The organism is Caballeronia sordidicola (genome assembly GCF_001544455.2).
Taxonomy (GTDB): Bacteria; Pseudomonadota; Gammaproteobacteria; order Burkholderiales; family Burkholderiaceae; genus Caballeronia; species Caballeronia sordidicola.
In genome coordinates this window covers 98,624-120,536 of record NZ_FCOC02000007.1, presented here as the reverse complement: position 1 = coordinate 120,536, position 21,913 = coordinate 98,624, and the positions used below count along the sequence as shown (strand labels likewise).

The window sequence follows — 21,913 nt, the reverse complement described above, 5'->3', positions numbered from 1 at the left end:
ATGACGATGTTGCTGCTGTTGAGCGTTGCGGTCGCCGTCCTCGCAATCACGCTGGTGATTGCGCTGATCCTGTTGTTGCGGCCGAAGCGCGAGACGAATATTGAAGAGCAGTTCGAGGCGCTCACTGATCGGGTCATCGATATGGGCGACGCACACGCGCGTGCTCAAGAACGCCTCGAACGCAATGTGAGAAGCGAAGTGGTCGAGACATCGCGTGCGTCGCGCACGGAAGCGGGCGGTGCGTTCGCCCAGTTCCAGCAGACGCTTGCCACGCAACTCGCGAGCATGTCGAACGTGCAGAACGCGCAGCTCGAAGCGTTCTCGCGGCAATTGCTTGCGTTGACGGAAAGCAACGTCCAGCAAAGCCAGCATGCACGCGACGAACAAAGCCAGGCGCTCAAGCGTTTCGGCGATGCCTTGACGCTGCAACTGGCGCAGATGTCGGAGTCGAACGACCGGCGCTTGAGTGAAGTGCGAACCACGCTGGAAGCGCGGCTGAAGGACATTGAAGCGAACAACGCGGCGAAGCTCGAAGAAATGCGCCGCACCGTCGATGAAAAACTTCACGCCACGCTGGAACAGCGTCTTGGTGAATCGTTCAAGCTGGTCTCGGACAGGCTGGAGCAGGTGCATCGTGGATTGGGAGAAATGCAGACGCTGGCCGCGGGTGTCGGCGACTTGAAGAAAGTGCTGACCAACGTCAAGACACGCGGGACGTGGGGCGAAGTGCAACTGGAGTCGCTGCTCGAACAATTGCTTACGCCAGATCAGTACGCGAAGAATGTCGCGACGATTCCAAAGAGCAACGACCGCGTGGAATTCGCGATCAAGCTGCCGGGCCGTCACGACGCCCCCGGCCAAAGCGGGACGAACGCAGTGGCGACGCCGGTTTGGCTTCCCATCGACGCAAAATTTCCGCGCGAGGATTACGAACGTCTGATCGACGCTCAGGATCGAGCCGATCCGGTTGCGGTGGAAGAGGCGTCGCGCGCGCTTGAGGGCCGCATTCGCGCAGAAGCAAAAACCATCGCGCAGAAGTACGTCGCGCCGCCGCACACCACGGACTTCGCGTTGCTGTTCCTTCCCACGGAAGGTCTGTATGCGGAGATTCTGCGCCGTCCAGGGCTCACGGACTTCTTGCAGCGTGAGTATCGTGTGAGTGTGACGGGTCCGACCACGCTGACCGCTTTGCTCAACAGCCTGCAAATGGGCTTCAGGACACTCGCGATCGAGCAGCGTTCCAGCGAAGTCTGGCAAGTGCTCGGCGCGGTGAAAACGGAGTTCAGGAAGTTTGGAGAAGTGCTCTCGAAGACCCGCTCGCAATTGGAGGCGGTGACGCGGTCCATTGAATCGGCGGAAACGCGCACCCGGCAGATGAGCAAGAAACTACGCGATGTAGAAGCTTTGCCGGGTGAGCAGGCGGCCAACCTGCTCGGGCATGAAGCCGACGCGGATCGCGAGGAGCCGGACGCTTAACCAGCAGTCACAGCAGGCGAAGCCAGCCTTGCGAGGTCTTCGCCCGTAATGCGCACGATGCGCCAGTCGGGCAGCACCGTTGCGCCCATTTTCTCGTAGAAGCCGATGGCGTTCACGTTCCAATCCAGCACGGTCCATTCGAAACGGCCACACTGACGTTCCACTGCCAGCGCCGCGAGGGCGCGCAGCATCTGCGTGCCGAGTCCGCTACCGCGAATAGCCGGCTTCACGTAAAGGTCTTCGAGATACAACCCGCGCTTTCCAAGGAAAGTGGAGTAGTTCTGGAAGAACAGGGCATAAGCCACGATAACCCCGTTCTCCTCGGCGACCATGGCTTCCGCGGCGGGCCGTGCGCCGAACAGTGCGTCGTGCAAGCCGGATTCAGTCGCCGTGAAAAAGTGCGTCAGCTTTTCAAACTCGGCCAACTCCAGCATGAGTCCAAAAATCGCGTTGATATCGCTGGGCGCCGCGGTGCGGATTACCGCGCTCATCACGCTTCTTCCGGCGCGTCGGACAACACGATCTCGATGCCGCCAAATCGCGACGCCACCCAGTTGTATGCGTGACACGCAATCCACAACAGGATGAACCCCAGGATTGCGTTGAGCAGCAGTGCGCTTGTCACGGTGCTGAGTTCCACGGAGCCATATCGGAAGAACGCGACCAGCACGCCGAGCAACACAATTGGCACGCTGAACGTGAGATATACGAGAATCAGCGCTTTGGCGGTTTGTCCCGGTGCGATGAACGAAATCTGTTTTTTCATGAAGGAAAAGCCCCGTCAGTCGTAGTGCAATGCGTTCGAATCCACAGCTTTAGCCACCCGTGTGATGACCGCGTTACAGCCTGGATTCTTGAAGCGGTTATCGAAAACTCTTTGAAACTAGATTAGGCCGTCGAATGGCAGGATATCGACGCTGTCTCCTGCATCTATATTGCCTGCCTCGTGCCTGAGGACAATGAAGCAATTGGCTTCGCTCATTGAACTCAGCACGCCCGATCCTTGCGGCCCGGTCGTGACCACGTGCCAACGCCCGGCGTTGTCGCGCTGCGCGATACCGCGCTGGAACTCCGTGCGCCCGGCGCGTTTGGATAGTGGATTCGTGCTCGTCGCCGATATCAATGGCAACGCATGCGCCGTGGCGCCCGACATGGCAAGCAGCGCCTCCCGCACGATGAAATAAAACGTCGCCATGACGGCAACCGGATTGCCGGGCAAGCCAAAGAACAACGCCGACTCACCGTCGCCGGGACGCGCACCGGACCACAAACGGCCGAATGCGAGCGGCCGGCCCGGACGCATCGCAATCTTCCAGAACGCGACGTCGCCGAGCGTATTCATCAGGTCGCGCGTGAAATCGGCGTCGCCAACCGACACGCCGCCCGAACTGATTACAACATCGGCTTCCCGCGTTGCCCGGCGCAGCGCCTGTTCAAGCGATGCGCGGTCGTCGCGCACAATGCCCAGATCGACGGGCTCCACGTTCATCCGGCGCAGCGTGGCGTAAAGCGTGTAGCGGTTGCTGTCGTAAATGGAACCCGGTGGTAGCGCCTCGCCGACCGCGCGCAATTCGTCGCCGGTCGAGAAAAAGGCGACCCGCAAACGCCGCCGCACGGCGATTTCGGCAATGCCCAACGAAGCCAGCAAACCAATATCCGATGCCCGCACGATTCGCCCTGCACGCAATGCCGGCTGACCTTGTGCAAGATCTTCCCCCGCGAGCCGCCGATTCACGCCGCGCCTGATCCCCGCCGTGCCGAACGTGATCGTGTCTCCCGTGCGTTGCACGAGTTCTTGCGGAACAATCGTGTCGCAACCGGGCGGGATCAGCGCGCCCGTCATGATACGCACGCATTGCGCGGAGAGCGCCACGCCTGCAAACGGTTGTCCGGCGAGCGCCTTGCCGGCGACCTTGAGCTCAACTTGGCCTTCACGACCGGCTTCTTCGAGCGCCACGCCGTCGAACGCGTAGCCGTCCATGGCGGAATTGTCGTGGGAAGGAACGTTGATCGGCGAGACGACGTCTTCAGCCAGCACGCGGTCCAGCGCATCGAATAGCCGCACGCGCTCCACTTCGGCACGCCCGCGCGGCAACGCCCATTGACGCACGATCTCCTGCGCCGCGCTGACGGGCAGCGCGTTCGGATCGTACTCGGCGACGCAGCTCGAAAAGTGCCTGGATGAGTTCATCGATGGGTAAAAACAGCGCGGAGTCGCGACGCAAAGCCCGCAGGCGGATGGATGGAGAGGCAGACGTGTTGAGATGCACGGCATGACCGCGACATCTGGCAAGCCAATGGCTCGCAGCAAACTGAAACGAACTCGCGATTAGTTGCGCTCGAGGTCGGCTAGCTGCTGCAGATCGTTGACATTGTAAAACGCACGCTCGTTGGTGAAGGTCACTTCTACCGCCTTGTGGCGCGCGTACCACGCGCGGACCTTGCGTTCTCCGGCGCGGATAAACGCGTCGAGATCGTCGGCCAATGATGCTCGCAGGAGCGCGAAGACCGGATGCATGTGCTGATCGCCAGCGGCGTCAATCACGCTCGCGACGGCGATATCCGCATTTCCGGCAAGCAGTTTTTCCGATAGCCGCTCGGCCAGATGGGTATCGATGAAAGGCGCATCGCATGGCGCGAAGAGCACGAACCCGGTCTGCGCCGCGTGTAACGCCGCCGACATGCCGGCAAGTGGGCCGGGGAAGTCCGGGAATGCGTCGACAATGACCTTGGCCCGGAACGGCATGCCAAGCTGCGCATACATTTCGAGACTGCGGTTTGCGCTGATCAGCATGGCGCCGCATTGCGGCGAGAGCCGGCGCAGCGCGTGCACCGCGAGCGGTTCCAGGTTCAGCGGCTGCAAGCCCTTGTCCACGCCGCCCATGCGCGATCCACGTCCACCGGCCAGCACCACGCCGGTCATGTCGTGCTTCGAAAGCGCTTTTGGCGCCGGCTCGGTCATGTCAGCCGCCGATGTACGACATTTCGACGCGGCGTGCGTCCGGGTCTACGTCGGGCAGCGAATTGCTGCCCCTAAGTTCCGAATAGCGGTCAGTGCGCGCTTCCCAGATTCGCGCGATCGCGGTGGCAATGGTCGCGTCGCTCGCGCCGCTGCGAACCAGCGCGCGCAGATCGTGTCCCGAAGTTGCAAACAGGCACAAGTACAGCTTGCCTTCCGTGGATAAGCGCGCTCGCGTGCAAGTCCCGCAAAATGCCCGCGTGACACTTGAAATGACGCCAATTTCTCCGCTGCCGTCCTGATAACCCCATCGTTGCGCGGTTTCGGCGTCGTTGTGAGCGTCAAGCGGACGCAGCGGAAAATGCTCGGCAATGCGCGAAACAACTTCCGCCGATGGCAGCACTTCGCTCATGTTCCAGCCGTTCGACGCGCCCACATCCATGTATTCGATGAACCGCAGCACCGTGCCGCTGCCCTTGAAATGACGCGCCATGGGCACGATTTCGGCGTCGTTCGTGCCGCGTTTGACGACCATGTTCACCTTCAGCGGCGCCAGGCCGACTGCATGCGCGGCATCGATGCCGTCGAGCACGTCGGCGACGGCGAAGTCGGCGTCATTCATGCGGCGAAACAACGCGTCATCGAGCGCGTCGAGGCTCACCGTGACACGCGACAAACCCGCGTCCTTTAGCGACCGGGCCTTGCGGGCGAGGATGGAGCCGTTGGTGGTCAGCGTGATGTCGAGCGGCCGGCCTTCGGGCGTACGCATCAGCGCCAGCCGTTCAATCAGGAATTCGATGTTCTTTCGCAACAGCGGTTCGCCGCCGGTCAGCCGGATCTTCTCGACGCCATGGGCGACAAAGAGCCGTGCCAGCCGTTCGATTTCTTCGAACGAAAGCAGCGCGCTGTGCGGCAGGAATTCATAGTTTTTATCGAAGACTTCGCGCGGCATGCAGTACACGCAGCGAAAATTGCAACGATCGGTCACCGAAATGCGCAGATCGCGCAAATCGCGTGACAGCCTGTCGGTGAGCAATCCGGTCGGCGTCGCCACGGCTCCCGGGAAGGCCGGGATCGCGGTGACATCGGTGACGGGAATGATGCGTCGGGACATGATCGTTTTATTTCTCGCAAGCAGCGGCGACAAGTGTTCGGAGAAACGGCCGCTCGGCTGCTATTAACTTCGAACGTCTCATTTTAGCGGAAGGGCGGATCAGCAGTGATCCGCGGCAGTGCTTTGTGGTGTTTTTCACGCGCAAGAAAAAAAAAGCGTCACGGACCGGAAGTCCGTGACGCTTTACTGAAGCATCAAACGCTATCAAGCGTACTTATTGAACGTCCTTGCCCGTTTCGACCTGCTGCATGGGCGCGGAGTCGAGCGGCGGCAGGCGCTTGCGCTCGCGTACCACGCGTTTCGGTGCTTCGACCTGTGCCGCGGCTTCACGTGCTGCACGAAGCTTGTCGGCGTCGGTGTTCACCCAGACGAGGCCGGCTGTATCCAGCATCGGCTTGAGCGCGTCTTCCTTCAGCGCGACCGGAGCAATGGCGGGCGCTGCAGGGGACGGCGCTGCGATTTCAACGGCCTCGAAGGTCTTGACCGGCTCGGACTCGACCGGTGCGGACGGCGGCGCGACGACTGGCGCGGCCGGCGCAACGGCCGATACCATTTCCGACGTCGGCGATGCGGCGACAGCCGCCGTTTTCAACGGCTCCGCAGGCTGGGCAAGCGTTTCAGCGGTTTGCGGCGCCGCATGAGAAGCTGCTTGGGGCTCCGCCTGAGCAACGACGGGTTCCTCTGCCTTCGGGGTGTCGATGAACGGGCTCGCCGGCTTTTCTTCCGCTACCCTGGGCGTCGGGCCAAACGGGTTTTCGACAGGCCGCGGGGTTGCCGGCTTCTCGAACACGTTGATCGCGGGCGTTTCAGCCTGATGCGCGTGAACTTCATGCGCCTCGTGCTGCACCACGAACCCTTCGGCTTCCGCGTGCTTTGCTTCAATTGGTTCGGCGACCGGTTCTGCTGCGACTGGCGCCGCTGGTTCGACTGCCTGGACCGGTTCGACCGGCACCGCGCGAACCGGCTCGGGCAATTCCGTCACGGCAACGGCGGCAGCCGCAATCGGCTCGACCGTTACAGCCGATGGTTGAACCTGGGGCTTGGTTGCGGCAGGCGCGAAATCGCGCGTGTCGTCGCCGTCGGTATCGAACACGCCAGCCTGAGCGCGCTCCGGATCGGTACTTTCAGCCGTGCCTTCGCCTTCCGCAATATCCGCTGCCTGATTGACCGTCACGCCTTCTTCTTCGCGATCGCGACGTCCGCCGCGACGGCCCCGGCGACGACGACGGCGCTCTTCGCCTTCACGCGCCGCGCTAGCCTGATCGGCCTGCAATGCGTCGGCATTGCCGTTTTGCTGCGATTCCTGACCTGCCTGGCGCGCTTCCGCCAGATCGGATGCCGCTGTTTCACCTTGCGTCAATGCTTCGACGGCCGCTTCCGGCTGAGGTTTCTTGCGCTCACCGCGTTCCCGGCGTTCGCTACGATCGACCGCTTCAGCGCGCTCGCGGTTATCGCGTGATTCACGCGGTTCGCGTGGCTCACGCTGTTCCCGCGGCTCACGGCCTTCGCGGGCCTCGCGCGGTTCGCGGCCTTCACGCGCCTCGCGCGGCTCACGGCCTTCACGGCCACCGCGCGATTCACGGGGCTCCTTCGGCTCCCGCAGTTCGCGCGTATCACGCGGTTCGCGTCCTTCCTTCGGTTCGCGTTCCTCGCGGCGCGGGCTTTGACGCCCGCCTGCCGTGCCCGGTGCGCTCGCCGTGCCGGTACTCGCTGCGCTATCTCGCGAACCAGCGCCACCACGACGATTCCGGTTGCGATCGCCTCCCTGGCCCGAGCGTTCCGGCCGCTCGCCGCGGACCGGACGCGCCGGTGCGGGCGCAACGACAGGCGCTGGCGCCGGTTTCACTTCTGGCTGCACGCCAAACAGATTCTTCAGCCAGCCGATAAACCCGCCCGTCGATGCCGCCACCGGCGCGGGTGCCGCGACCGGAGCCGCCGCCACCTTCACCGGCGCGCTGGGCGCGGGCGAAGCCGGCGTAATGCCCTTGACCATTGCTTCCTGCTTGGGCTTCACTTCCTCGGTGCGCTTGCTGTAACCCGTTTCGGATTCCAGCTCGTGCGCGGCTTCCTCGGCCATCTTCCACGATGCCCGCGGCTCGTCCAGACGCGTATCGTCGTGACGCAGGCGTTCCAGCTTGTAATGCGGCGTTTCGAGATGCTTGTTCGGGATCAACACCACGTTGACCTTGAAACGCGACTCGATCTTGTTGATTTCCGAACGTTTTTCGTTCAGCAGGAAAGCAGTGACTTCCACCGGCACCTGGCAATGAATTGCCGCGGTGTTTTCCTTCATTGCTTCTTCCTGAATGATCCGCAGCACTTGCAGCGCGGACGATTCGGTATCGCGGATATGGCCCGTGCCGTTACAACGCGGGCACGTCACATGGCTGCCTTCGGAGAGCGCCGGACGCAGCCGCTGACGCGACAGTTCCATCAAGCCGAAGCGCGAAATCTTGCCCATTTGTACGCGCGCACGATCGTGCTTCAACGCGTCTTTCAGGCGTTGCTCGACTTCGCGCTGGCTCTTGGCCGATTCCATGTCGATAAAGTCGATCACGATCAGCCCGCCCAGATCGCGCAGGCGCAACTGGCGCGCGACTTCGTCGGCGGCTTCGAGGTTCGTGCGGGTCGCCGTTTCCTCGATATCCGCGCCCTTGGTCGAGCGCGCCGAGTTCACGTCGATGGCCACCAGCGCTTCCGTGTGGTCGATCACGATCGCGCCGCCCGAAGGCAGCGGCACCGTGCGCGAATACGCGGTTTCGATCTGGTGTTCGATCTGGAAACGGGAGAAGAGGGGAACGTCGTCGTGATAGCGCTTAACTTTGCTCAAGTTATCCGGCATCACGATGTCCATGAAGGCGCTGGCCTGGTCATGGATTTCGGTGGTATCGATGAGAATTTCGCCGATATCCGGCTGGAAGTAGTCGCGGATTGCGCGGATCACGAGGCTGGATTCGAGATAAATCAGCATCGGCTTGCCAGCCACGCCGCTTTGCGACGCCGCTTCCACCGCGCGCCACAGTTGCATCAGGTAGTTCAGATCCCACTGCAGTTCTTCGGCCGAACGGCCAATCCCCGCTGTTCGCGCGATGATGCTCATGCCATCCGGCAAATCGAGCTGCGACATGGTTTCGCGCAATTCCTGGCGCTCGTCGCCCTCGATCCGGCGCGATACACCGCCGCCGCGCGGGTTGTTCGGCATCAAGACGAGATACCGTCCGGCAAGCGAAATAAACGTGGTCAGGGCCGCGCCCTTGTTGCCGCGCTCTTCCTTTTCGACCTGAACGATCAGTTCCTGGCCTTCGCGCAACGCGTCCTGAATGCGTGCGGAGCGCATGTCCACGCCGTCCTTGAAATACTGGCGGGCGACTTCCTTGAACGGCAGGAAACCATGGCGGTCCTCGCCGTAGTTCACAAAACAGGCTTCGAGCGACGGCTCGATGCGAGTCACAACTCCCTTGTAGATATTGCCTTTGCGCTGTTCGCGCCCGGCGGTTTCGATGTCGATATCGATGAGTTTTTGCCCATCGACGATAGCGACGCGCAATTCTTCTTGCTGCGTCGCGTTAAACAGCATGCGTTTCATTGGACGGCTCCAGAGCGGCTCTACCGGCCCCCATCGAGCGAATTCACGCGGTTGTCAGTCGCATGAAGCAGGAGGGCGGGCGCGCCGCGCTTTGTTGTTTGTTGTCACAAAGCACGCTGGGCGCGGGAGTTCTGGCTCGGAGAATTGCCTGAGGCGGGCTTTGCCACCAACGTGCGGCGAAATACGCCGCGACAGGTAGAAAGCCCTGGGCACATGCGAACAGGTTTGACACGCCGTGATTCGACGGCTGTCGGCTTAAGCGGCACAGCACTGCGGCTCGACGTCCAGCAAACAAATCGAGGAGCCAGCAGCGCAGCCAGCAGCAGCCGGATGCATCCTGCAGCAGTTTCGTTTTCAGCCGGCGTTTTCTCTCGCAAAATCGCGGGTAAGCAAAACGGCCAGGCTCTAGTTCAAAACTGCGGCAGACTGCCGTTGTGGCTTTTCAGGCGCTCAAAGCGCCCGATCAACCGCGTTGGGTGTCTCGCCTTGTTACAACGTCCGCCACGCTTCGCCCGTTTCAGCGCAGCTTGCGGCAGACCATTGTTTTCTTCGCTACGGCAAAGCGCCGACGTTCCGGTCGCCCAATACCTGATATCCGCCCAATATCTTTTCGATACCTGCCTGATACCCGGGGTCGAATCCGGACCCGGCCGAATAAAATCCGGCCTTCATCAACTCTCGCCGATAAAATTCTTGATCGCCAAAAATCCGTTACCGTGTCGGCGATCGACTCGACCGAACGCGCCTGTGGGCACCGTCCCTGCCGCGCGATATCGCCGTGCGTGCAACTCGTTACTCCGTTTTCCGGGTGAGCAACTGGCCCTGGGCGCAAGTAAAATAACGGTTGTCCGCTTGCACCTGTACAGTCTGACAACATCCGGCCAGCTTACTGGCTTTTTCCAGACTGTCCGCAAATTATATTCAGAATGAATGAGTTAGGCAAAACATCCCATAAAAAGGTCGCAAGCGAACAGGTCTCGATGATCGAGATCGACGAGAACGCAGCGGGTCAGCGCATCGACAATTTTTTACTTCGCGTCTGTAAAGGCGTGCCGAAAAGCCACATTTACCGGATTTTGCGCAGCGGCGAAGTTCGTGTGAACAAAGGGCGCATTGACGCGGCATATCGGCTGGAAATGGGCGATCTGGTTCGCGTGCCGCCCATTCGTACCGCTCAACTGGACGAGACACCGGTTTCCTCGAATGCGCCAGCCGCCGAATTCCCCATACTGTTTGAGGACGATCATCTGATCGTGATCAACAAACCCGCTGGCGTCGCCGTTCATGGCGGCAGCGGCGTAGCGTTCGGCGTGATCGAGCAGTTACGCAATGCGCGTCCGCAGGCGAAGTTCCTCGAATTGGTGCATCGGTTGGACCGTGAGACGTCCGGCGTGCTGATGCTCGCGAAAAAACGCTCGGCGCTCGTGAACCTGCACGAACAGATGCGCGACAACAAAATCGATAAACGCTATCAGGCAGTTGGCCACGGCGAGTGGCCGGCAGGCTGGGGGCGCCGAAGGATCGTGAAAGAATCCTTGCACAAATATCTGACGCCCGAAGGCGAACGGCGCGTGCGGGTTCAGGACGACGGGTTGGCATCGCACACTGTTTTCAACCTGATCGAGCGCTTCGACGAATACGCCTGGGTCGAGGCCGAACTTAAAACCGGCCGCACGCACCAGATTCGCGTGCATATGGCGCACATTGGCCTGCCGATTGCCGGCGACGCCAAATACGGCGACTTCGCGCTGAACAAGAATCTGGTGCGTCCCGATGCAAAGCCGTCGCTAAAACGCATGTTCCTGCACGCTTTCCGCCTGAAACTGGTTCATCCGGCAACGGGCGAGACGCTCCAGGTCGAAGCGCCGCTGCCGGCCGAATGCAGGCGGTTCATCGAACAACTCAAACAATTTTCCAGAGAGACACAGTAATGGCGCGTCAGCAATTCGACCTGATTGTCTTCGACTGGGATGGCACCTTGATGGACTCCACGGCGCACATTACGCGCAGCATTCAGGCGGCCTGCCGCGACCTGAGCCTGCCCGTTCCCGCCGACGAAGCCGCGAGCTACGTCATCGGGCTTGGCCTGCGCGACGCGTTGCAGATCGCGGCGCCCACGCTCGATCCCACCGATTATCCGAAGCTGGCGGAGCGGTATCGCTTTCATTACCTGATCAAGGGTGAGCAAACCGAACTCTTCGAGGGCGTGCGCCAGATGCTGCAAAACCTGCGTGACGAGGGTTATCTGCTGGCGGTCGCGACGGGAAAAAGCCGCGTGGGCCTGAACCGGGCGCTCGACCAGTCGCGCCTGACGAGCCTTTTCGACGGAACGCGCTGCGCCGACGAGACCTTCTCCAAACCGCATCCCGCGATGCTGCACGAACTGACCCGCGAACTGGGTCAGAACGTGAACCGCACGGTGATGGTCGGCGACACAACGCACGACCTGCAAATGGCGAAGAATGCGGGCGCGGCGTCGGTTGGCGTGACGTATGGCGCGCATCCGGCGAAGTCGCTGCATGCGCTCGAGCCGCTTTTCGTCGCCGAAAACGTGACCGCGCTCGGCGACTGGTTGCGGGAGAACGCATGACGGGAACGCCGCCTGAAGCGGTGCGGATCTGCGCATCGGAGGAACTGGTCGATGGCGGCGATGGCGTTCGCCGCAGCGCAGCCGGCAAAAGCGGCGAAGCCACGGTGTTTTTCGTTCGCTACGACGGCAGGCCGTTCGGCTATCTCAACCAGTGCGCGCACGTGCCCATGGAGCTGGACTGGTCCGAAGGCAAGTTCTTCGAGAGCTCCGGCTTATACTTGATGTGCGCGACCCACGGCGCAATTTACGAGCCGGATACCGGGAAATGCGTCGGCGGTCCGTGCCGCGGCGCGCGTTTGCGCAAGGTTGAAACCGAAGAGCGCGATACGCCGGAAGGCCATGCTGTTTTCTGGCTTCCCGACGACGACCTGCGCCCCGCTTGAACCAAAAACTCCCGATTCAATCTTTAATCAGTCAACCAGGCGACGCATGTCCGATCACATTCCCACAGAACCTTCCGACCCGTTGCGTCCGGCGCCCGCGGGCGCCCCACGGAGTGAAAACTGGGAGCGCGCCGCGCTTGAACGCATCGCGCTCGCGGCGATCAACGAGCAGCGCTCGGCGCGCCGCTGGCGCATTTTCTTTCGTTTCGTTTTTCTCGCCATCCTCGCGGTTGCGGTCTGGCGGGCATTCGATTTCACCAGCGACAAGGTATCGAAGACTGCTCGGCACACGGCGTTGGTCGAACTCGAAGGCGAAATTTCCGCCAATAGCGACGCAAGCGCTGACAACGTCAACGCGGCGCTCGACAGCGCGTTCGAAGACGACGCCACGGCCGCCGTGATCCTTCGCTGCAATAGCCCCGGCGGCAGTCCGGTGCAGGCGGGCATCATCAATCGGGAAATCACGCGCTTGCGGACGAAGTATCCGTCGAAGCCGCTTTACGTGGTCGTAAACGACATGTGCGCGTCGGGTGGCTATTACGCCGCTGCTGCTGCTGACAAGATTTACGTCGATAAGGCGAGCATCGTTGGCTCGATTGGCGTGCTGATGGACGGTTTTGGTTTCACTGGCCTGATGAGCAAGCTTGGCGTGGAACGCCGCCTGCATACGTCCGGCGCGAACAAGGGCGCGTTCGATCCGTTCTCGCCTGAAACGCCGGTAATGGATGCGCACGCGCAGGAAATGCTGGACCAGATCCATACGCAATTCATCGATGCCGTCAAAAAAGGCCGCGGATCGCGCCTGAAAGACAGTCCCGACATCTTCTCGGGCATGTTCTGGACCGGCCAGAAAAGCGTGGAACTGGGTCTCGCCGATGGTTTCGGCGACGCGGATTACGTCGCGCGTGAGATTGTGAAGCAGCCGGATCTTGTTGATTACACGCAGAAAGAGAGCATTGGCGAACGCGTTGCGCGCAAATTTGGCGCGGCGGCTGGAAACGCATCCATAGAGGCGCTGATGACGAGCGGGAAAATGCAGTTGAAATAGTTTTCCGTCGGCAATGAAAACGCTCGCCGTGGACGTTCCCGGCGAGCGTTTTTTATGTTTTATGCACCCAGCAGCAGGAAAATCGCCGGCCGCTTATGCAGTTCGGGTGCGGTTTTCTTTTTCCATTCGGCTACCGTTCGCGTAACGATCGTTTCCTCCGGCAATGTCAGGTCCACCGCGACGCAAACGAGCGTCGACGGTGCACAAGTCGCGAGCAACGTGTCCAGCAACGCACGATTCCGATACGGCGTTTCGATAAAAATTTGCGTCTGGTTCGCTTTTCTCGATAGCATTTCAAGGTCCCGCAGACGTTTGCCGCGCTCGGCGGCATCGACGGGAAGGTAGCCGTTGAACGCAAAGCTCTGGCCGTTCATTCCCGACGCCATCAACGCCAGCAAAATCGAACTCGGTCCAACAAACGGTACGACTTTCACGCCGCGTTCATGCGCACGGCGCACGAGCAGGGCGCCCGGATCGGCGACCGCGGGGCAACCGGCCTCGGAAACGAGTCCTGCGTCAGTGCCGCCCAGAATCGGCGCTAGCAGCTTTTCGACTTCGCCCGGCGGCGTGTTGACGTTCAACTCGCGGATTTCGATTTCCTGGATCGGACGCTCGGTTCCGACTTTCTTGAGGAATGCGCGCGTGGTTTTCGCGTTTTCGCCGATGTAATACTGCAGCGCCGCCGCGCGTGCCCGAACCGGTTCGGGCAGGACGTGGGCCAGCGCGGCGCTGTCGCCTTCGCCGAGCGTGTTGGGAATCAGATACAGAACGCCGCTCATGCTGCCTCCACCAAAGGAAATCCGGCCACGCGCAGCATTTTCGACAACGCGATCAGCGGCAAGCCGATCAGCGCGGTGGAATCGTCGGAATGAATGGCTGAGACGAGCGTGATGCCTAATCCCTCCGATTTCGCGCTTCCTGCCACGTCGTACGGCGTTTCGGCGAGTAGATAGGCTTCGATTTCGTCATCGGAAAGATCGCGAAACTGCACGCGGGTAACGATATCGGCGGTCTGGACGTTGCCCGTGCGGCTATCGAAAAGGCATAACGCGCTATGGAACTCGACGCTTTTGCCGCGCATAAACTGGAGTTGGGCGCGCGCATTGTCGTGCGTGCCGGGCTTGCCGATCTGCCGGCCGTCGCAGGTGGCGACCTGGTCCGAGCCGATAACCAGAGCGCCGGCCGCGTCCGTCACGCGCTTCGCTGCCGTACGGGCTTTCGCCTCCGAAAGCCGCAGGGCCGTGGCTTCGGGCGTTTCCGCGTCGAGCGGCGTTTCGTCTATGTCGGGTGTGATTACATCGAACGGAACGCGCAGGCGTTCGAGCAATTCCCGTCGATAACGCGAACTCGATGCAAGGACGAGACGCGGCTTATTTGAGACATCGGGCATGAAAAGGACCGGCTAGACAAGGAGATTGGCGGTTGCGGTGTTTGCGCCGCAACCCGAAGCATAAGTGTTTGACTCGAAAAGACAAAGCCGCTATAGTTTTGGGCTTTTCATCGGTGCGCGCAGGGTGTTCAAGCAGTTTTTGCGTTTGATTGAATAAGAGCGCGATGAAATGAGCGACGGCGTGCAGTGCGGCCTGCAGTGAAGCGCGACGGCCGGAAGTGTACCGAGATATGTTGTGGTTTTCAGGGCCAGAAGCGTTGGAAGCGTCATAAGCGTGCTTCGCCTTGTCCGGTAAAATCCGGATAAACCACACCAGCCGGACGGGTTAAGTGCGGTGCATACTGCAGCTTCCATCTCGGTCGTGTTCCGTGCACACGCTTTTTCAGCCGTCGCGGTAACGACCCATCGCAGGAGCGCACATGACACAAAATCCTGGCAAACCTGCATGTCCCGAGGACTTGCGCGCACTCGACCTGTTCGACTTTGCCCAGAGCCGCCGGCAGGCGGCGGGCGGTGTACGGGTTTCGCAGTTGCCGCGTCTGCTCAGTGAAGTGCCGGCGGACGCGCCCGATCGCGACACGGTGTTTTCATGGCAGGCCGAAGGCTCCATGCAGCCCGAGTTGCAGGACGACGGCACCGAAGCGCCGCAGCCATATTTGCGGCTTGCCGTGCACGGTTCGGTCTGGATCGAATGTCAGCGTTGTTTATCGCCGTATTCGCAGCACCTTGATGTCGACGCAACGTATCGCATTGTGTTGACGGAAGAAGAAGCAGATGAATTTCCGCTGGACAACGATGAAGTCGAGGTGATCGTGGGCTCGCGCCAGTTCGATCTCATCGACTTGATCGAAGAGGAATTGTTGTTGTCCTTGCCGCTCGTGCCCAAGCACGACGTGTGTCCCGAAGTGCACGAGAGCCTGAACACGGATCTCTACAGCGCCGAGGGCGAGCTGGACGAAGGTGGTCTGAATGGCGAAGCAGGATCGCGGCAGGATGGCGGTTCGGGCAGCGGCTCAAACAGGCCCAACCCCTTCGCCGCGCTCGGCAAGCTCAAGCAGGGCGGTTCCGGCAACGACACGCATTAAAAAAAAGTAGTGATGTCCGGCGCTCAAGCCGGGTATCGGATCGTCATTCGGCGCGATGCGTCCGGACGGGCTCGCTGGCTTCAGGTCAGGGTCGCCGGTGTGTCGAGCTGTGTTAGAATTCGCAAAATTTTTCTGGAGTCATCATGGCAGTTCAGCAAAACAAGAAATCGCCGTCCAAGCGCGGCATGCATCGTTCGCACGACTTCCTCACGGCGCCGGCGCTGGCCGTTGAGCCGGGCACGGGTGAAGTCCATCTGCGTCACCACGTGAGCCCGAACGGCTACTATCGTGGCAAGAAAGTCATCAAGACGAAGAACGATTAAGCGTACTGCGGGCAATGCGTCCGCGACGCTTGGTGCGTCTCGCGTCGCCGTCTTGACTCATGGTCTGACACATGAATTGAGCTACGGTCGCTCGCGTTTGACATCTTCCTGGTGTAACAAGAAGGCGGCATTTCACTGCCGCTTTTTTGTGCCTGAAATTCGTCGCACTCCATGACCGTAAAGATCACCATCGACTGCATGGGAGGCGACCACGGCCCGTCCGTGACCGTTCCCGCCGCTGTCAGTTTCGTGCGTTCGCATCCCGATGCGCATTTGCTGCTCGTCGGCATCGAGTCGGCTATTCGCGCGCAGTTGAAGAAGTGCAAGGCCGCCGGCGAAACCCGGCTGACAGTCGTCCCGGCTACGGAAGTAGTCGAGATGGACGACCCGGTGGAAGTCGCGCTGCGCCGGAAGAAGGATTCGTCGATGCGCGTGGCGCTCAATCTCGTCAAGGAAGGGCAGGCGCAGACCTGCATTTCGGCGGGCAACACGGGCGCATTGATGGCCGTGTCGCGTTACGTGCTCAAGACGCTGCCGGGCATAGAACGGCCGGCTATCGCGTTTGCCATGCCGAGCCAGAAAGGCTTCACCACCGTGCTCGACCTGGGCGCGAACGTGGACTGCGAGCCGCAGCACCTGCTGCAGTTCGCCGAGATGGGACATGCGCTGGTGGCCGCTATCGGCAGCAAGGAGCGGCCGACCATCGGCCTGCTCAACATTGGCGAAGAAGTCATCAAGGGCAACGACACAATCAAGCGCGCCGGCGAACTGCTGCGCGCAAGCACGCTCAACTTCTACGGCAACGTGGAAGGCAATGACATCTATAAAGGCACAACAGACGTAGTCGTCTGCGACGGATTTGTCGGCAACGTGGCGCTGAAGACGTCGGAAGGTCTCGCGCAAATGCTCACCGACATGATCCGCGAGGAATTCAGCCGGTCACTCGCGACCAAGCTGATGGCGATCGTCGCACTGCCGGTTCTCAAGCGCTTCAAACGACGCGTCGATCCCGCCCAATACAACGGCGCGGCGCTCCTCGGGTTGCGCGGCCTCGTCATCAAAAGCCATGGCTCGGCGCAAGCCTACGGGTTTGAGTGGGCTATCAAACGCGGGTATGATGCGGTCAAAAATGGCGTGCTGGAACGGCTCGTACGCGCCATGGAAGAAAATGCTGCGCCTGTGCAACAAGCGGCGCTGGACACTGCCGCTGACGCAGCCGTGACCGTGGACCCGGCAGCATCAGCCGCCTCCGGCGACGCGGCCGTTTCACGCCCGCTCGTGCAGCCGGGCGCACCGGGCGCCGCGCTACCCTCGAAGGCATAATGGCTCAATCGAATCTCTATTCCCGTGTGATCGGAACGGGCAGTTATCTGCCAGCCGATCGCGTCACGAATCAGGATCTGGCCGACCGGCTGGCCAGGCAAGGCGTGGAAACGAGCGATGAATGGATCGTCGCTCGCACAGGCATCCACGCGCGCCACTTCGCCGCGCCCGATCAGACCACGAGCGAACTCGCCCTGCACGCGTCGCGCCAGGCGATTGAAGCAGCGGGAATCGATCCGGAATCGATCGACCTGATTATCGTGGCGACCTCCACGCCTGACTTTGTCTTTCCCAGCACGGCCTGCCTGCTGCAGAACAAGCTCGGTATCAAGAATGGCGGCGCCGCATTCGATATCCAGGCGGTCTGCTCCGGTTTTGCCTACGCCGTCGCCACCGCCGACAGCTTCATTCGCGGCGGCATGAATCGCACGGCGCTCGTCGTGGGCGCCGAAACGTTCTCCCGTATCCTCGATTTCAACGACCGCACCACCTGCGTGCTGTTTGGTGACGGCGCGGGCGCGGTCATCCTGCAGGCGTCGGACGAACCGGGCGTGCTGTCGAGCGCGCTTCACGCGGACGGCAGCCATTCGAGCATCCTGTGCACGCCGGGCAATGTGAACAAGGGTGTGATAGAAGGCAGCGCGTTCCTGCACATGGACGGCCAGGCAGTCTTCAAGCTCGCTGTGAAAGTGCTCGAGAAAGTGGCCGTCGAGGCGCTGGAAAAGGCGCGGCTTACGGCTGGCGACATCGACTGGCTAATTCCGCATCAAGCCAATATCCGCATCATGGAAAGCACGGCGAAGAAGCTTCATGTGCCGCTCGAACGCATGGTCGTGACCGTCGGCGAGCATGGCAATACGTCGGCGGCTTCGATTCCGCTCGCACTCGACGTCGCGGTGCGCGACGGCCGCATCAAGCGCGGCCAGCATGTGCTGATAGAAGGCGTCGGCGGCGGCTTCACCTGGGGCGCTTCGGTCATCCGCTACTGAACGCGGCGTCAGTGCCCGCGTTGCCTGGCCGCATTGGCCATTCGACCCATCCAATTGAGTAAGGACGTCATGAAATTCGCGTTCGTTTTTCCGGGACAAGGCTCCCAATCGGTCGGCATGCTCAACGCATTCGCCGATCACGCCGTAGTGCGCGAAACCGTGCAACAGGCATCCGATGCACTCGGCCAGGATCTGGGCAAACTGATTGCCGAAGGTCCGGCGGAAGATCTTGGACTCACGACCAACACGCAGCCTGTGATGTTGACGGCCGCTTATGCAATTTATCGTGTGTGGGAGAAGGAAACTGGGCTGAAGCCGGCGCTGGTGGCTGGACACAGCCTCGGCGAATACACTGCGTTGGTGGCGGCCGGCGCGCTGAAATTTTCGGACGCCCTGCCGCTCGTGCGCTTTCGTGCGCAAGCCATGCAGAGCGCGGTTCCCGTGGGCGAAGGCGGCATGGCCGCAATCCTGGGTCTCGACGACGACGCCGTGCGCGCCGTCTGCGCGGAAGCATCGGCGGCCGGCATTGTGGAAGCGGTCAACTTCAACGCGCCTTCGCAAGTGGTGATCGCGGGCGCGAAAGCCGGCGTGGAAAAGGCCTGCGAACTGGCCAAGGCGAAGGGCGCGAAGCGCGCGCTGCCGCTGCCGGTTTCGGCGCCGTTTCATTCGTCGTTGCTTAGGCCCGCGTCGGATCAGTTGCGCGAATATCTGGCGAGCGTCGAAATTGACGTGCCGCAGATTCCGCTGATCAATAACATCGATGTTGCCAGCGTCGCCGAACCGGCCGCCATCAAGGATGCGCTCGTGCGTCAGGCGGCGGGTCCCGTGCGATGGGTGGAAACGGTGCAGAAAATGGCGCGTGAAGGCGTCACGCATGTGATCGAATGCGGTCCGGGCAAGGTGCTGAACGGTTTGACGAAGCGTATAGATGGCGCGCTCGTCGGTGCGTCGATTTTCGATCCCGCTTCGCTCGACGAAGTTCGCACGCTGCTCGCCGGCTGAACAAGACAAGGAACGGATAAAACATGAGTCTGGACAAGCAGATTGTGGTCGTAACGGGTGCATCGCGAGGAATCGGACGCTCGATCGCGCTCGAACTCGCGCGTCAGGGCGCGACCGTGATTGGCACGGCGACCAGCGAAAGCGGCGCCGAAGCAATCACCGCAGCGCTGAAGGAAGCCGGCGTGCAAGGCCGCGGCGCGGTGCTGGACGTGACGGACGCCGCCGCGAGCGAGGGGTTTATCGACGGCGTGGTGAAGGAATTTGGCGCGCTGAATGTGCTCGTGAACAACGCCGGGATCACCAAAGATCAATTGGCGATGCGCATGAAAGACGAAGAATTCGACGCTGTTATCGACACGAACCTGCGCGCCGTCTTCCGCCTGTCGCGCGCCGTTCTGCGCCCGATGATGAAAGCGCGCGGCGGACGGATCATCAATATCACGTCGGTGGTGGCTTCTTCGGGCAATCCGGGCCAGGCGAACTACGCGGCCGCGAAGGCTGGCGTGGCGGGCATGACGCGCGCCCTGGCGCGAGAAATCGGCAGCCGCGGAATCACGGTGAACTGCATTGCGCCGGGTTTTATCGATACCGACATGACCAAGGTCTTGCCGGAAGCGCAGCGCGCGGCGCTCACAGCACAGATACCACTCGGCCGACTGGGCAGCCCCGAGGATATCGCTCATGCTGTGGCTTTCCTCGCTTCGCCGCACGCGGGCTACATCACGGGAACCACGCTCCATGTGAACGGCGGCATGTACATGTGACAGGCATTTCGTTAATATCCGCGCCTTGGCGGGTGCGCAAAATGCTTGTTGAAAGCAAGCTGCGCGAGACGCGAAATGCGCTGTAGCTAGCCGGTGACGTTGAAAGGGTGTGACGTGCATTTGACGGGCGTCGCACGTGAAGCAAACCTGATTTGTGCGTGGGTTATTACGGGTACAAACCTGATAAAATGCGCGCACTTGTGTTTTTGAACTACATTTCCCTCGGAGGGCTGCATGGACAATATCGAACAGCGCGTGAAGAAGATCGTCGCCGAACAACTGGGCGTCGCCGAAGCTGAAATCAAGAACGAAGCTTCGTTCGTGAACGATCTGGGCGCTGACTCGCTCGACACCGTCGAACTCGTGATGGCTCTCGAAGACGAATTCGGCATGGAAATTCCGGACGAAGAAGCGGAAAAGATCACGACGGTTCAGCAAGCAATCGACTACGCTCGCGCGAACGTCAAGGCTTAAGAGCCAAGCGCAGCTACTGCTACGATATTCGGGGTTGACGCTCTGTTGCGCTTCGAACCGCGCTTCGAACCGATTTAACGGCCACAGGGCTCACAGGGCAATTTCCTGTGAATCTTGTGGCTTTTGCTTTTTGTCATTTATGGATAAGGGGTTACCGTGAGCCGTCGTCGTGTTGTTGTTACAGGCCTTGGGCTGATTTCGCCTGTCGGCAATACCGTTGCCGACGGCTGGGCCAATCTGGTCGCCGGCAAGTCGGGCATCGCCGAGATCACGAAGTTCGACGCAACGAACTTCTCCACGCGCTTTGCCGGTGAAGTCAAGGGCTTCAATGTCGAAGACTATATGCCGGCAAAGGAAGCGCGCCACATGGATACCTTTATCCATTACGGCATTGCGGCCGGTGTTCAGGCCATGCAGGACAGCGGGCTTGAAATCACCGAAGAGAACTCGGAGCGCGTAGGTGTTGTGGTGGGCTCGGGAATTGGCGGCTTGCCGATGATCGAAGTCACGCAAACGGAATTGCTCAATCGCGGCCCGCGCCGGATATCTCCGTTCTTCGTGCCGGCGTCGATCATCAACATGATCTCTGGCCACCTGTCCATCCGGTTTGGGTTGAAAGGGCCGAATCTCGCGATCGTGACTGCCTGCACCACAGGGCTGCATTGCATTGGAGAAGGTTCGCGGCTGATCGAATACGGAGACGCCGACGTGATGATCTGCGGTGGATCCGAAGCCACCGTGTCGCCGCTGGGTGTGGGCGGATTCGCGGCGGCGCGCGCGCTGTCGCAACGCAATGATGACCCGGCAACCGCTAGCCGTCCGTGGGACAAGGATCGCGACGGGTTTGTGCTGGGCGAAGGCGCTGGCGTGATGGTGCTTGAAGAGTACGAACACGCGAAGGCACGCGGCGCGAAGATTTATGCGGAAGTCAGCGGCTACGGCATGAGCGGCGACGCATATCACATGACCGCGCCGCCTGAGGATGGCGACGGCGCGCGCCGCAGCATGCGCAATGCGTTGAAAAACGCCCAGGTCAATCCCGACGAAGTGCATTACCTGAACGCGCACGGCACGTCCACGCCGCTCGGCGATCTGGCGGAAACAATCGGTATCAAGAACACCTTTGGTGACCACGCGAAGAAAATCGTCGTGAACTCCACCAAGTCGATGACCGGGCACCTGCTCGGCGGCGCAGGCGGACTGGAGTCGGTGTTCACGGTGCTGGCGCTGCATCATCAGGTATCGCCGCCGACCATCAACATCTTTAACCAGGATCCGGCGTGTGATCTGGACTACTGCGCGAACGAAGCGCGGGAAATGAAGATCGACGTGGCGCTGAAAAATTCGTTCGGCTTCGGCGGCACGAACGGCACGCTCGTTTTCAAGCGGCATTGAACGCCACCGGGC

At 61.1% G+C, this 21,913-nt stretch carries 21 protein-coding genes; 13 read left to right on the top strand and 8 right to left on the bottom strand.

The window, feature by feature from the left end; translation table 11 throughout:
* Positions 1 to 6: 6 nt before the first annotated feature.
* Positions 7 to 1,476: a DNA recombination protein RmuC gene (locus tag AWB64_RS14065; RefSeq protein ID WP_060856152.1), complete on the top strand. Its 1,470-nt coding sequence runs from the start codon at positions 7 to 9 to the stop codon at positions 1,474 to 1,476.
* Here AWB64_RS14065 and AWB64_RS14060 read toward each other — a convergent pair.
* The 6 genes from AWB64_RS14060 to AWB64_RS14035 all read right to left on the bottom strand — a co-directional run bounded on the left by AWB64_RS14060 (position 1,473) and on the right by AWB64_RS14035 (position 9,135).
* Entirely contained in the window at positions 1,473 to 1,967 is a 495-nt protein-coding gene (locus AWB64_RS14060) for a GNAT family N-acetyltransferase (RefSeq protein WP_060856039.1), read from the bottom strand. The two genes, AWB64_RS14065 and AWB64_RS14060, sit on opposite strands and share 4 nt — an antisense overlap.
* Positions 1,967 to 2,242 carry a hypothetical protein gene (locus tag AWB64_RS14055; RefSeq protein WP_031363462.1) on the bottom strand — a complete coding sequence of 92 codons (276 nt, stop codon included), beginning with the start codon at positions 2,240 to 2,242 and terminating at the stop codon, positions 1,967 to 1,969. The genes AWB64_RS14060 and AWB64_RS14055 overlap by 1 nt, the downstream gene beginning before the upstream one ends.
* A 117-nt stretch (positions 2,243 to 2,359) precedes the next feature.
* Entirely contained in the window at positions 2,360 to 3,667 is a 1,308-nt protein-coding gene (moeA, locus tag AWB64_RS14050) for a molybdopterin molybdotransferase MoeA (protein WP_060856038.1), read from the bottom strand.
* Positions 3,668 to 3,805: 138 nt separating this feature from the next.
* Positions 3,806 to 4,438, bottom strand: coding sequence for a molybdenum cofactor guanylyltransferase MobA (gene mobA, locus AWB64_RS14045; protein WP_060856037.1), 633 nt, complete (start codon positions 4,436 to 4,438; stop codon positions 3,806 to 3,808).
* A gap of 1 nt (position 4,439) precedes the next feature.
* Positions 4,440 to 5,549 (bottom strand): GTP 3',8-cyclase MoaA, encoded by a 1,110-nt coding sequence (gene moaA / locus AWB64_RS14040; RefSeq protein ID WP_060856036.1) that lies wholly within the window; start codon positions 5,547 to 5,549, stop codon positions 4,440 to 4,442.
* A 214-nt stretch (positions 5,550 to 5,763) separates the two neighbouring features.
* On the bottom strand, positions 5,764 to 9,135 hold the full coding sequence (locus AWB64_RS14035) for an Rne/Rng family ribonuclease (RefSeq protein WP_060856035.1): 3,372 nt from the start codon (positions 9,133 to 9,135) through the stop codon (positions 5,764 to 5,766).
* Between the two features lie 926 nt (positions 9,136 to 10,061).
* On the opposite strand from AWB64_RS14035, the gene AWB64_RS14030 reads away from it, so the two are divergent.
* From AWB64_RS14030 to AWB64_RS14015, 4 genes are read left to right on the top strand one after another with little or no spacing between them, the layout of a single operon-like run.
* On the top strand, positions 10,062 to 11,066 hold the full coding sequence (locus AWB64_RS14030; protein WP_060856034.1) for an RluA family pseudouridine synthase: 1,005 nt from the start codon (positions 10,062 to 10,064) through the stop codon (positions 11,064 to 11,066).
* Positions 11,066 to 11,725: an HAD-IIIA family hydrolase gene (locus AWB64_RS14025; RefSeq protein ID WP_060856033.1), complete on the top strand. Its 660-nt coding sequence runs from the start codon at positions 11,066 to 11,068 to the stop codon at positions 11,723 to 11,725. The genes AWB64_RS14030 and AWB64_RS14025 overlap by 1 nt, the downstream gene beginning before the upstream one ends.
* On the top strand, positions 11,722 to 12,108 hold the full coding sequence (locus tag AWB64_RS14020) for a Rieske (2Fe-2S) protein (RefSeq protein WP_060856032.1): 387 nt from the start codon (positions 11,722 to 11,724) through the stop codon (positions 12,106 to 12,108). The genes AWB64_RS14025 and AWB64_RS14020 overlap by 4 nt, the downstream gene beginning before the upstream one ends.
* A gap of 46 nt (positions 12,109 to 12,154) precedes the next feature.
* A complete protein-coding gene (locus tag AWB64_RS14015; RefSeq protein ID WP_060856031.1) occupies positions 12,155 to 13,156 on the top strand; it encodes a S49 family peptidase in 1,002 nt (333 codons plus the stop codon).
* A gap of 59 nt (positions 13,157 to 13,215) precedes the next feature.
* Here the strand turns inward: AWB64_RS14015 and AWB64_RS14010 are convergent, their stop codons facing one another.
* Both AWB64_RS14010 and AWB64_RS14005 read right to left on the bottom strand, forming a co-directional pair.
* Positions 13,216 to 13,935 (bottom strand): SAM-dependent methyltransferase, encoded by a 720-nt coding sequence (locus AWB64_RS14010; RefSeq protein ID WP_060856030.1) that lies wholly within the window; start codon positions 13,933 to 13,935, stop codon positions 13,216 to 13,218.
* On the bottom strand, positions 13,932 to 14,546 hold the full coding sequence (locus tag AWB64_RS14005) for a Maf-like protein (protein ID WP_060856029.1): 615 nt from the start codon (positions 14,544 to 14,546) through the stop codon (positions 13,932 to 13,934). The genes AWB64_RS14010 and AWB64_RS14005 overlap by 4 nt, the downstream gene beginning before the upstream one ends.
* 419 nt (positions 14,547 to 14,965) lie before the next feature.
* Here AWB64_RS14005 and AWB64_RS13995 point away from each other — a divergent pair, with 419 nt between their 5' ends.
* The 8 genes from AWB64_RS13995 to fabF all read left to right on the top strand — a co-directional run bounded on the left by AWB64_RS13995 (position 14,966) and on the right by fabF (position 21,901).
* A complete protein-coding gene (locus AWB64_RS13995) occupies positions 14,966 to 15,631 on the top strand; it encodes a YceD family protein (protein ID WP_060856027.1) in 666 nt (221 codons plus the stop codon).
* A gap of 143 nt (positions 15,632 to 15,774) precedes the next feature.
* Positions 15,775 to 15,954 carry a 50S ribosomal protein L32 gene (gene rpmF / locus AWB64_RS13990; RefSeq protein ID WP_056354381.1) on the top strand — a complete coding sequence of 60 codons (180 nt, stop codon included), beginning with the start codon at positions 15,775 to 15,777 and terminating at the stop codon, positions 15,952 to 15,954.
* Positions 15,955 to 16,125: 171 nt separating this feature from the next.
* Positions 16,126 to 17,277 carry a phosphate acyltransferase PlsX gene (plsX, locus tag AWB64_RS13985; RefSeq protein WP_060856026.1) on the top strand — a complete coding sequence of 384 codons (1,152 nt, stop codon included), beginning with the start codon at positions 16,126 to 16,128 and terminating at the stop codon, positions 17,275 to 17,277.
* The gene (locus AWB64_RS13980) at positions 17,277 to 18,266 is read left to right on the top strand and encodes a beta-ketoacyl-ACP synthase III (protein ID WP_060856025.1); all 990 of its coding nucleotides are present in this window, start codon (positions 17,277 to 17,279) and stop codon (positions 18,264 to 18,266) included. Before plsX ends, AWB64_RS13980 begins: the two co-directional genes overlap by 1 nt.
* 69 nt (positions 18,267 to 18,335) lie before the next feature.
* Entirely contained in the window at positions 18,336 to 19,268 is a 933-nt protein-coding gene (gene fabD, locus AWB64_RS13975; RefSeq protein WP_060856024.1) for an ACP S-malonyltransferase, read from the top strand.
* Between the two features lie 23 nt (positions 19,269 to 19,291).
* Positions 19,292 to 20,032 (top strand): 3-oxoacyl-ACP reductase FabG, encoded by a 741-nt coding sequence (fabG, locus tag AWB64_RS13970; RefSeq protein ID WP_060856023.1) that lies wholly within the window; start codon positions 19,292 to 19,294, stop codon positions 20,030 to 20,032.
* Positions 20,033 to 20,266: 234 nt separating this feature from the next.
* Positions 20,267 to 20,506: an acyl carrier protein gene (gene acpP, locus AWB64_RS13965; protein ID WP_004197638.1), complete on the top strand. Its 240-nt coding sequence runs from the start codon at positions 20,267 to 20,269 to the stop codon at positions 20,504 to 20,506.
* Positions 20,507 to 20,662: 156 nt separating this feature from the next.
* Complete coding sequence (gene fabF / locus AWB64_RS13960) at positions 20,663 to 21,901, top strand: beta-ketoacyl-ACP synthase II (RefSeq protein WP_060856022.1); 1,239 nt, start codon at positions 20,663 to 20,665, stop codon at positions 21,899 to 21,901.
* Positions 21,902 to 21,913: the final 12 nt, after the last annotated feature.

What these genes read in the sequence shown, in the direction of transcription:
- AWB64_RS14005 (WP_060856029.1), bottom strand. Translation starts at nt 14,546, where the DNA reads ATGCCCGATGTCTCAAATAAGCCGCGTCTCGTCCTTGCATCGAGTTCG.
- AWB64_RS14055 (WP_031363462.1), bottom strand. Translation starts at nt 2,242, where the DNA reads ATGAAAAAACAGATTTCGTTCATCGCACCGGGACAAACCGCCAAAGCG.
- moaA (WP_060856036.1), bottom strand. Translation starts at nt 5,549, where the DNA reads ATGTCCCGACGCATCATTCCCGTCACCGATGTCACCGCGATCCCGGCC.
- AWB64_RS14010 (WP_060856030.1), bottom strand. Translation starts at nt 13,935, where the DNA reads ATGAGCGGCGTTCTGTATCTGATTCCCAACACGCTCGGCGAAGGCGAC.
- AWB64_RS14020 (WP_060856032.1), top strand. Translation starts at nt 11,722, where the DNA reads ATGACGGGAACGCCGCCTGAAGCGGTGCGGATCTGCGCATCGGAGGAA.
- AWB64_RS14060 (WP_060856039.1), bottom strand. Translation starts at nt 1,967, where the DNA reads ATGAGCGCGGTAATCCGCACCGCGGCGCCCAGCGATATCAACGCGATT.
- mobA (WP_060856037.1), bottom strand. Translation starts at nt 4,438, where the DNA reads ATGACCGAGCCGGCGCCAAAAGCGCTTTCGAAGCACGACATGACCGGC.
- moeA (WP_060856038.1), bottom strand. Translation starts at nt 3,667, where the DNA reads ATGAACTCATCCAGGCACTTTTCGAGCTGCGTCGCCGAGTACGATCCG.
- AWB64_RS13995 (WP_060856027.1), top strand. Translation starts at nt 14,966, where the DNA reads ATGACACAAAATCCTGGCAAACCTGCATGTCCCGAGGACTTGCGCGCA.
- rpmF (WP_056354381.1), top strand. Translation starts at nt 15,775, where the DNA reads ATGGCAGTTCAGCAAAACAAGAAATCGCCGTCCAAGCGCGGCATGCAT.
- AWB64_RS14025 (WP_060856033.1), top strand. Translation starts at nt 11,066, where the DNA reads ATGGCGCGTCAGCAATTCGACCTGATTGTCTTCGACTGGGATGGCACC.
- fabG (WP_060856023.1), top strand. Translation starts at nt 19,292, where the DNA reads ATGAGTCTGGACAAGCAGATTGTGGTCGTAACGGGTGCATCGCGAGGA.
- fabD (WP_060856024.1), top strand. Translation starts at nt 18,336, where the DNA reads ATGAAATTCGCGTTCGTTTTTCCGGGACAAGGCTCCCAATCGGTCGGC.
- AWB64_RS14035 (WP_060856035.1), bottom strand. Translation starts at nt 9,135, where the DNA reads ATGAAACGCATGCTGTTTAACGCGACGCAGCAAGAAGAATTGCGCGTC.
- plsX (WP_060856026.1), top strand. Translation starts at nt 16,126, where the DNA reads ATGACCGTAAAGATCACCATCGACTGCATGGGAGGCGACCACGGCCCG.
- AWB64_RS14030 (WP_060856034.1), top strand. Translation starts at nt 10,062, where the DNA reads ATGAATGAGTTAGGCAAAACATCCCATAAAAAGGTCGCAAGCGAACAG.
- AWB64_RS14015 (WP_060856031.1), top strand. Translation starts at nt 12,155, where the DNA reads ATGTCCGATCACATTCCCACAGAACCTTCCGACCCGTTGCGTCCGGCG.
- AWB64_RS14065 (WP_060856152.1), top strand. Translation starts at nt 7, where the DNA reads ATGTTGCTGCTGTTGAGCGTTGCGGTCGCCGTCCTCGCAATCACGCTG.
- acpP (WP_004197638.1), top strand. Translation starts at nt 20,267, where the DNA reads ATGGACAATATCGAACAGCGCGTGAAGAAGATCGTCGCCGAACAACTG.
- AWB64_RS13980 (WP_060856025.1), top strand. Translation starts at nt 17,277, where the DNA reads ATGGCTCAATCGAATCTCTATTCCCGTGTGATCGGAACGGGCAGTTAT.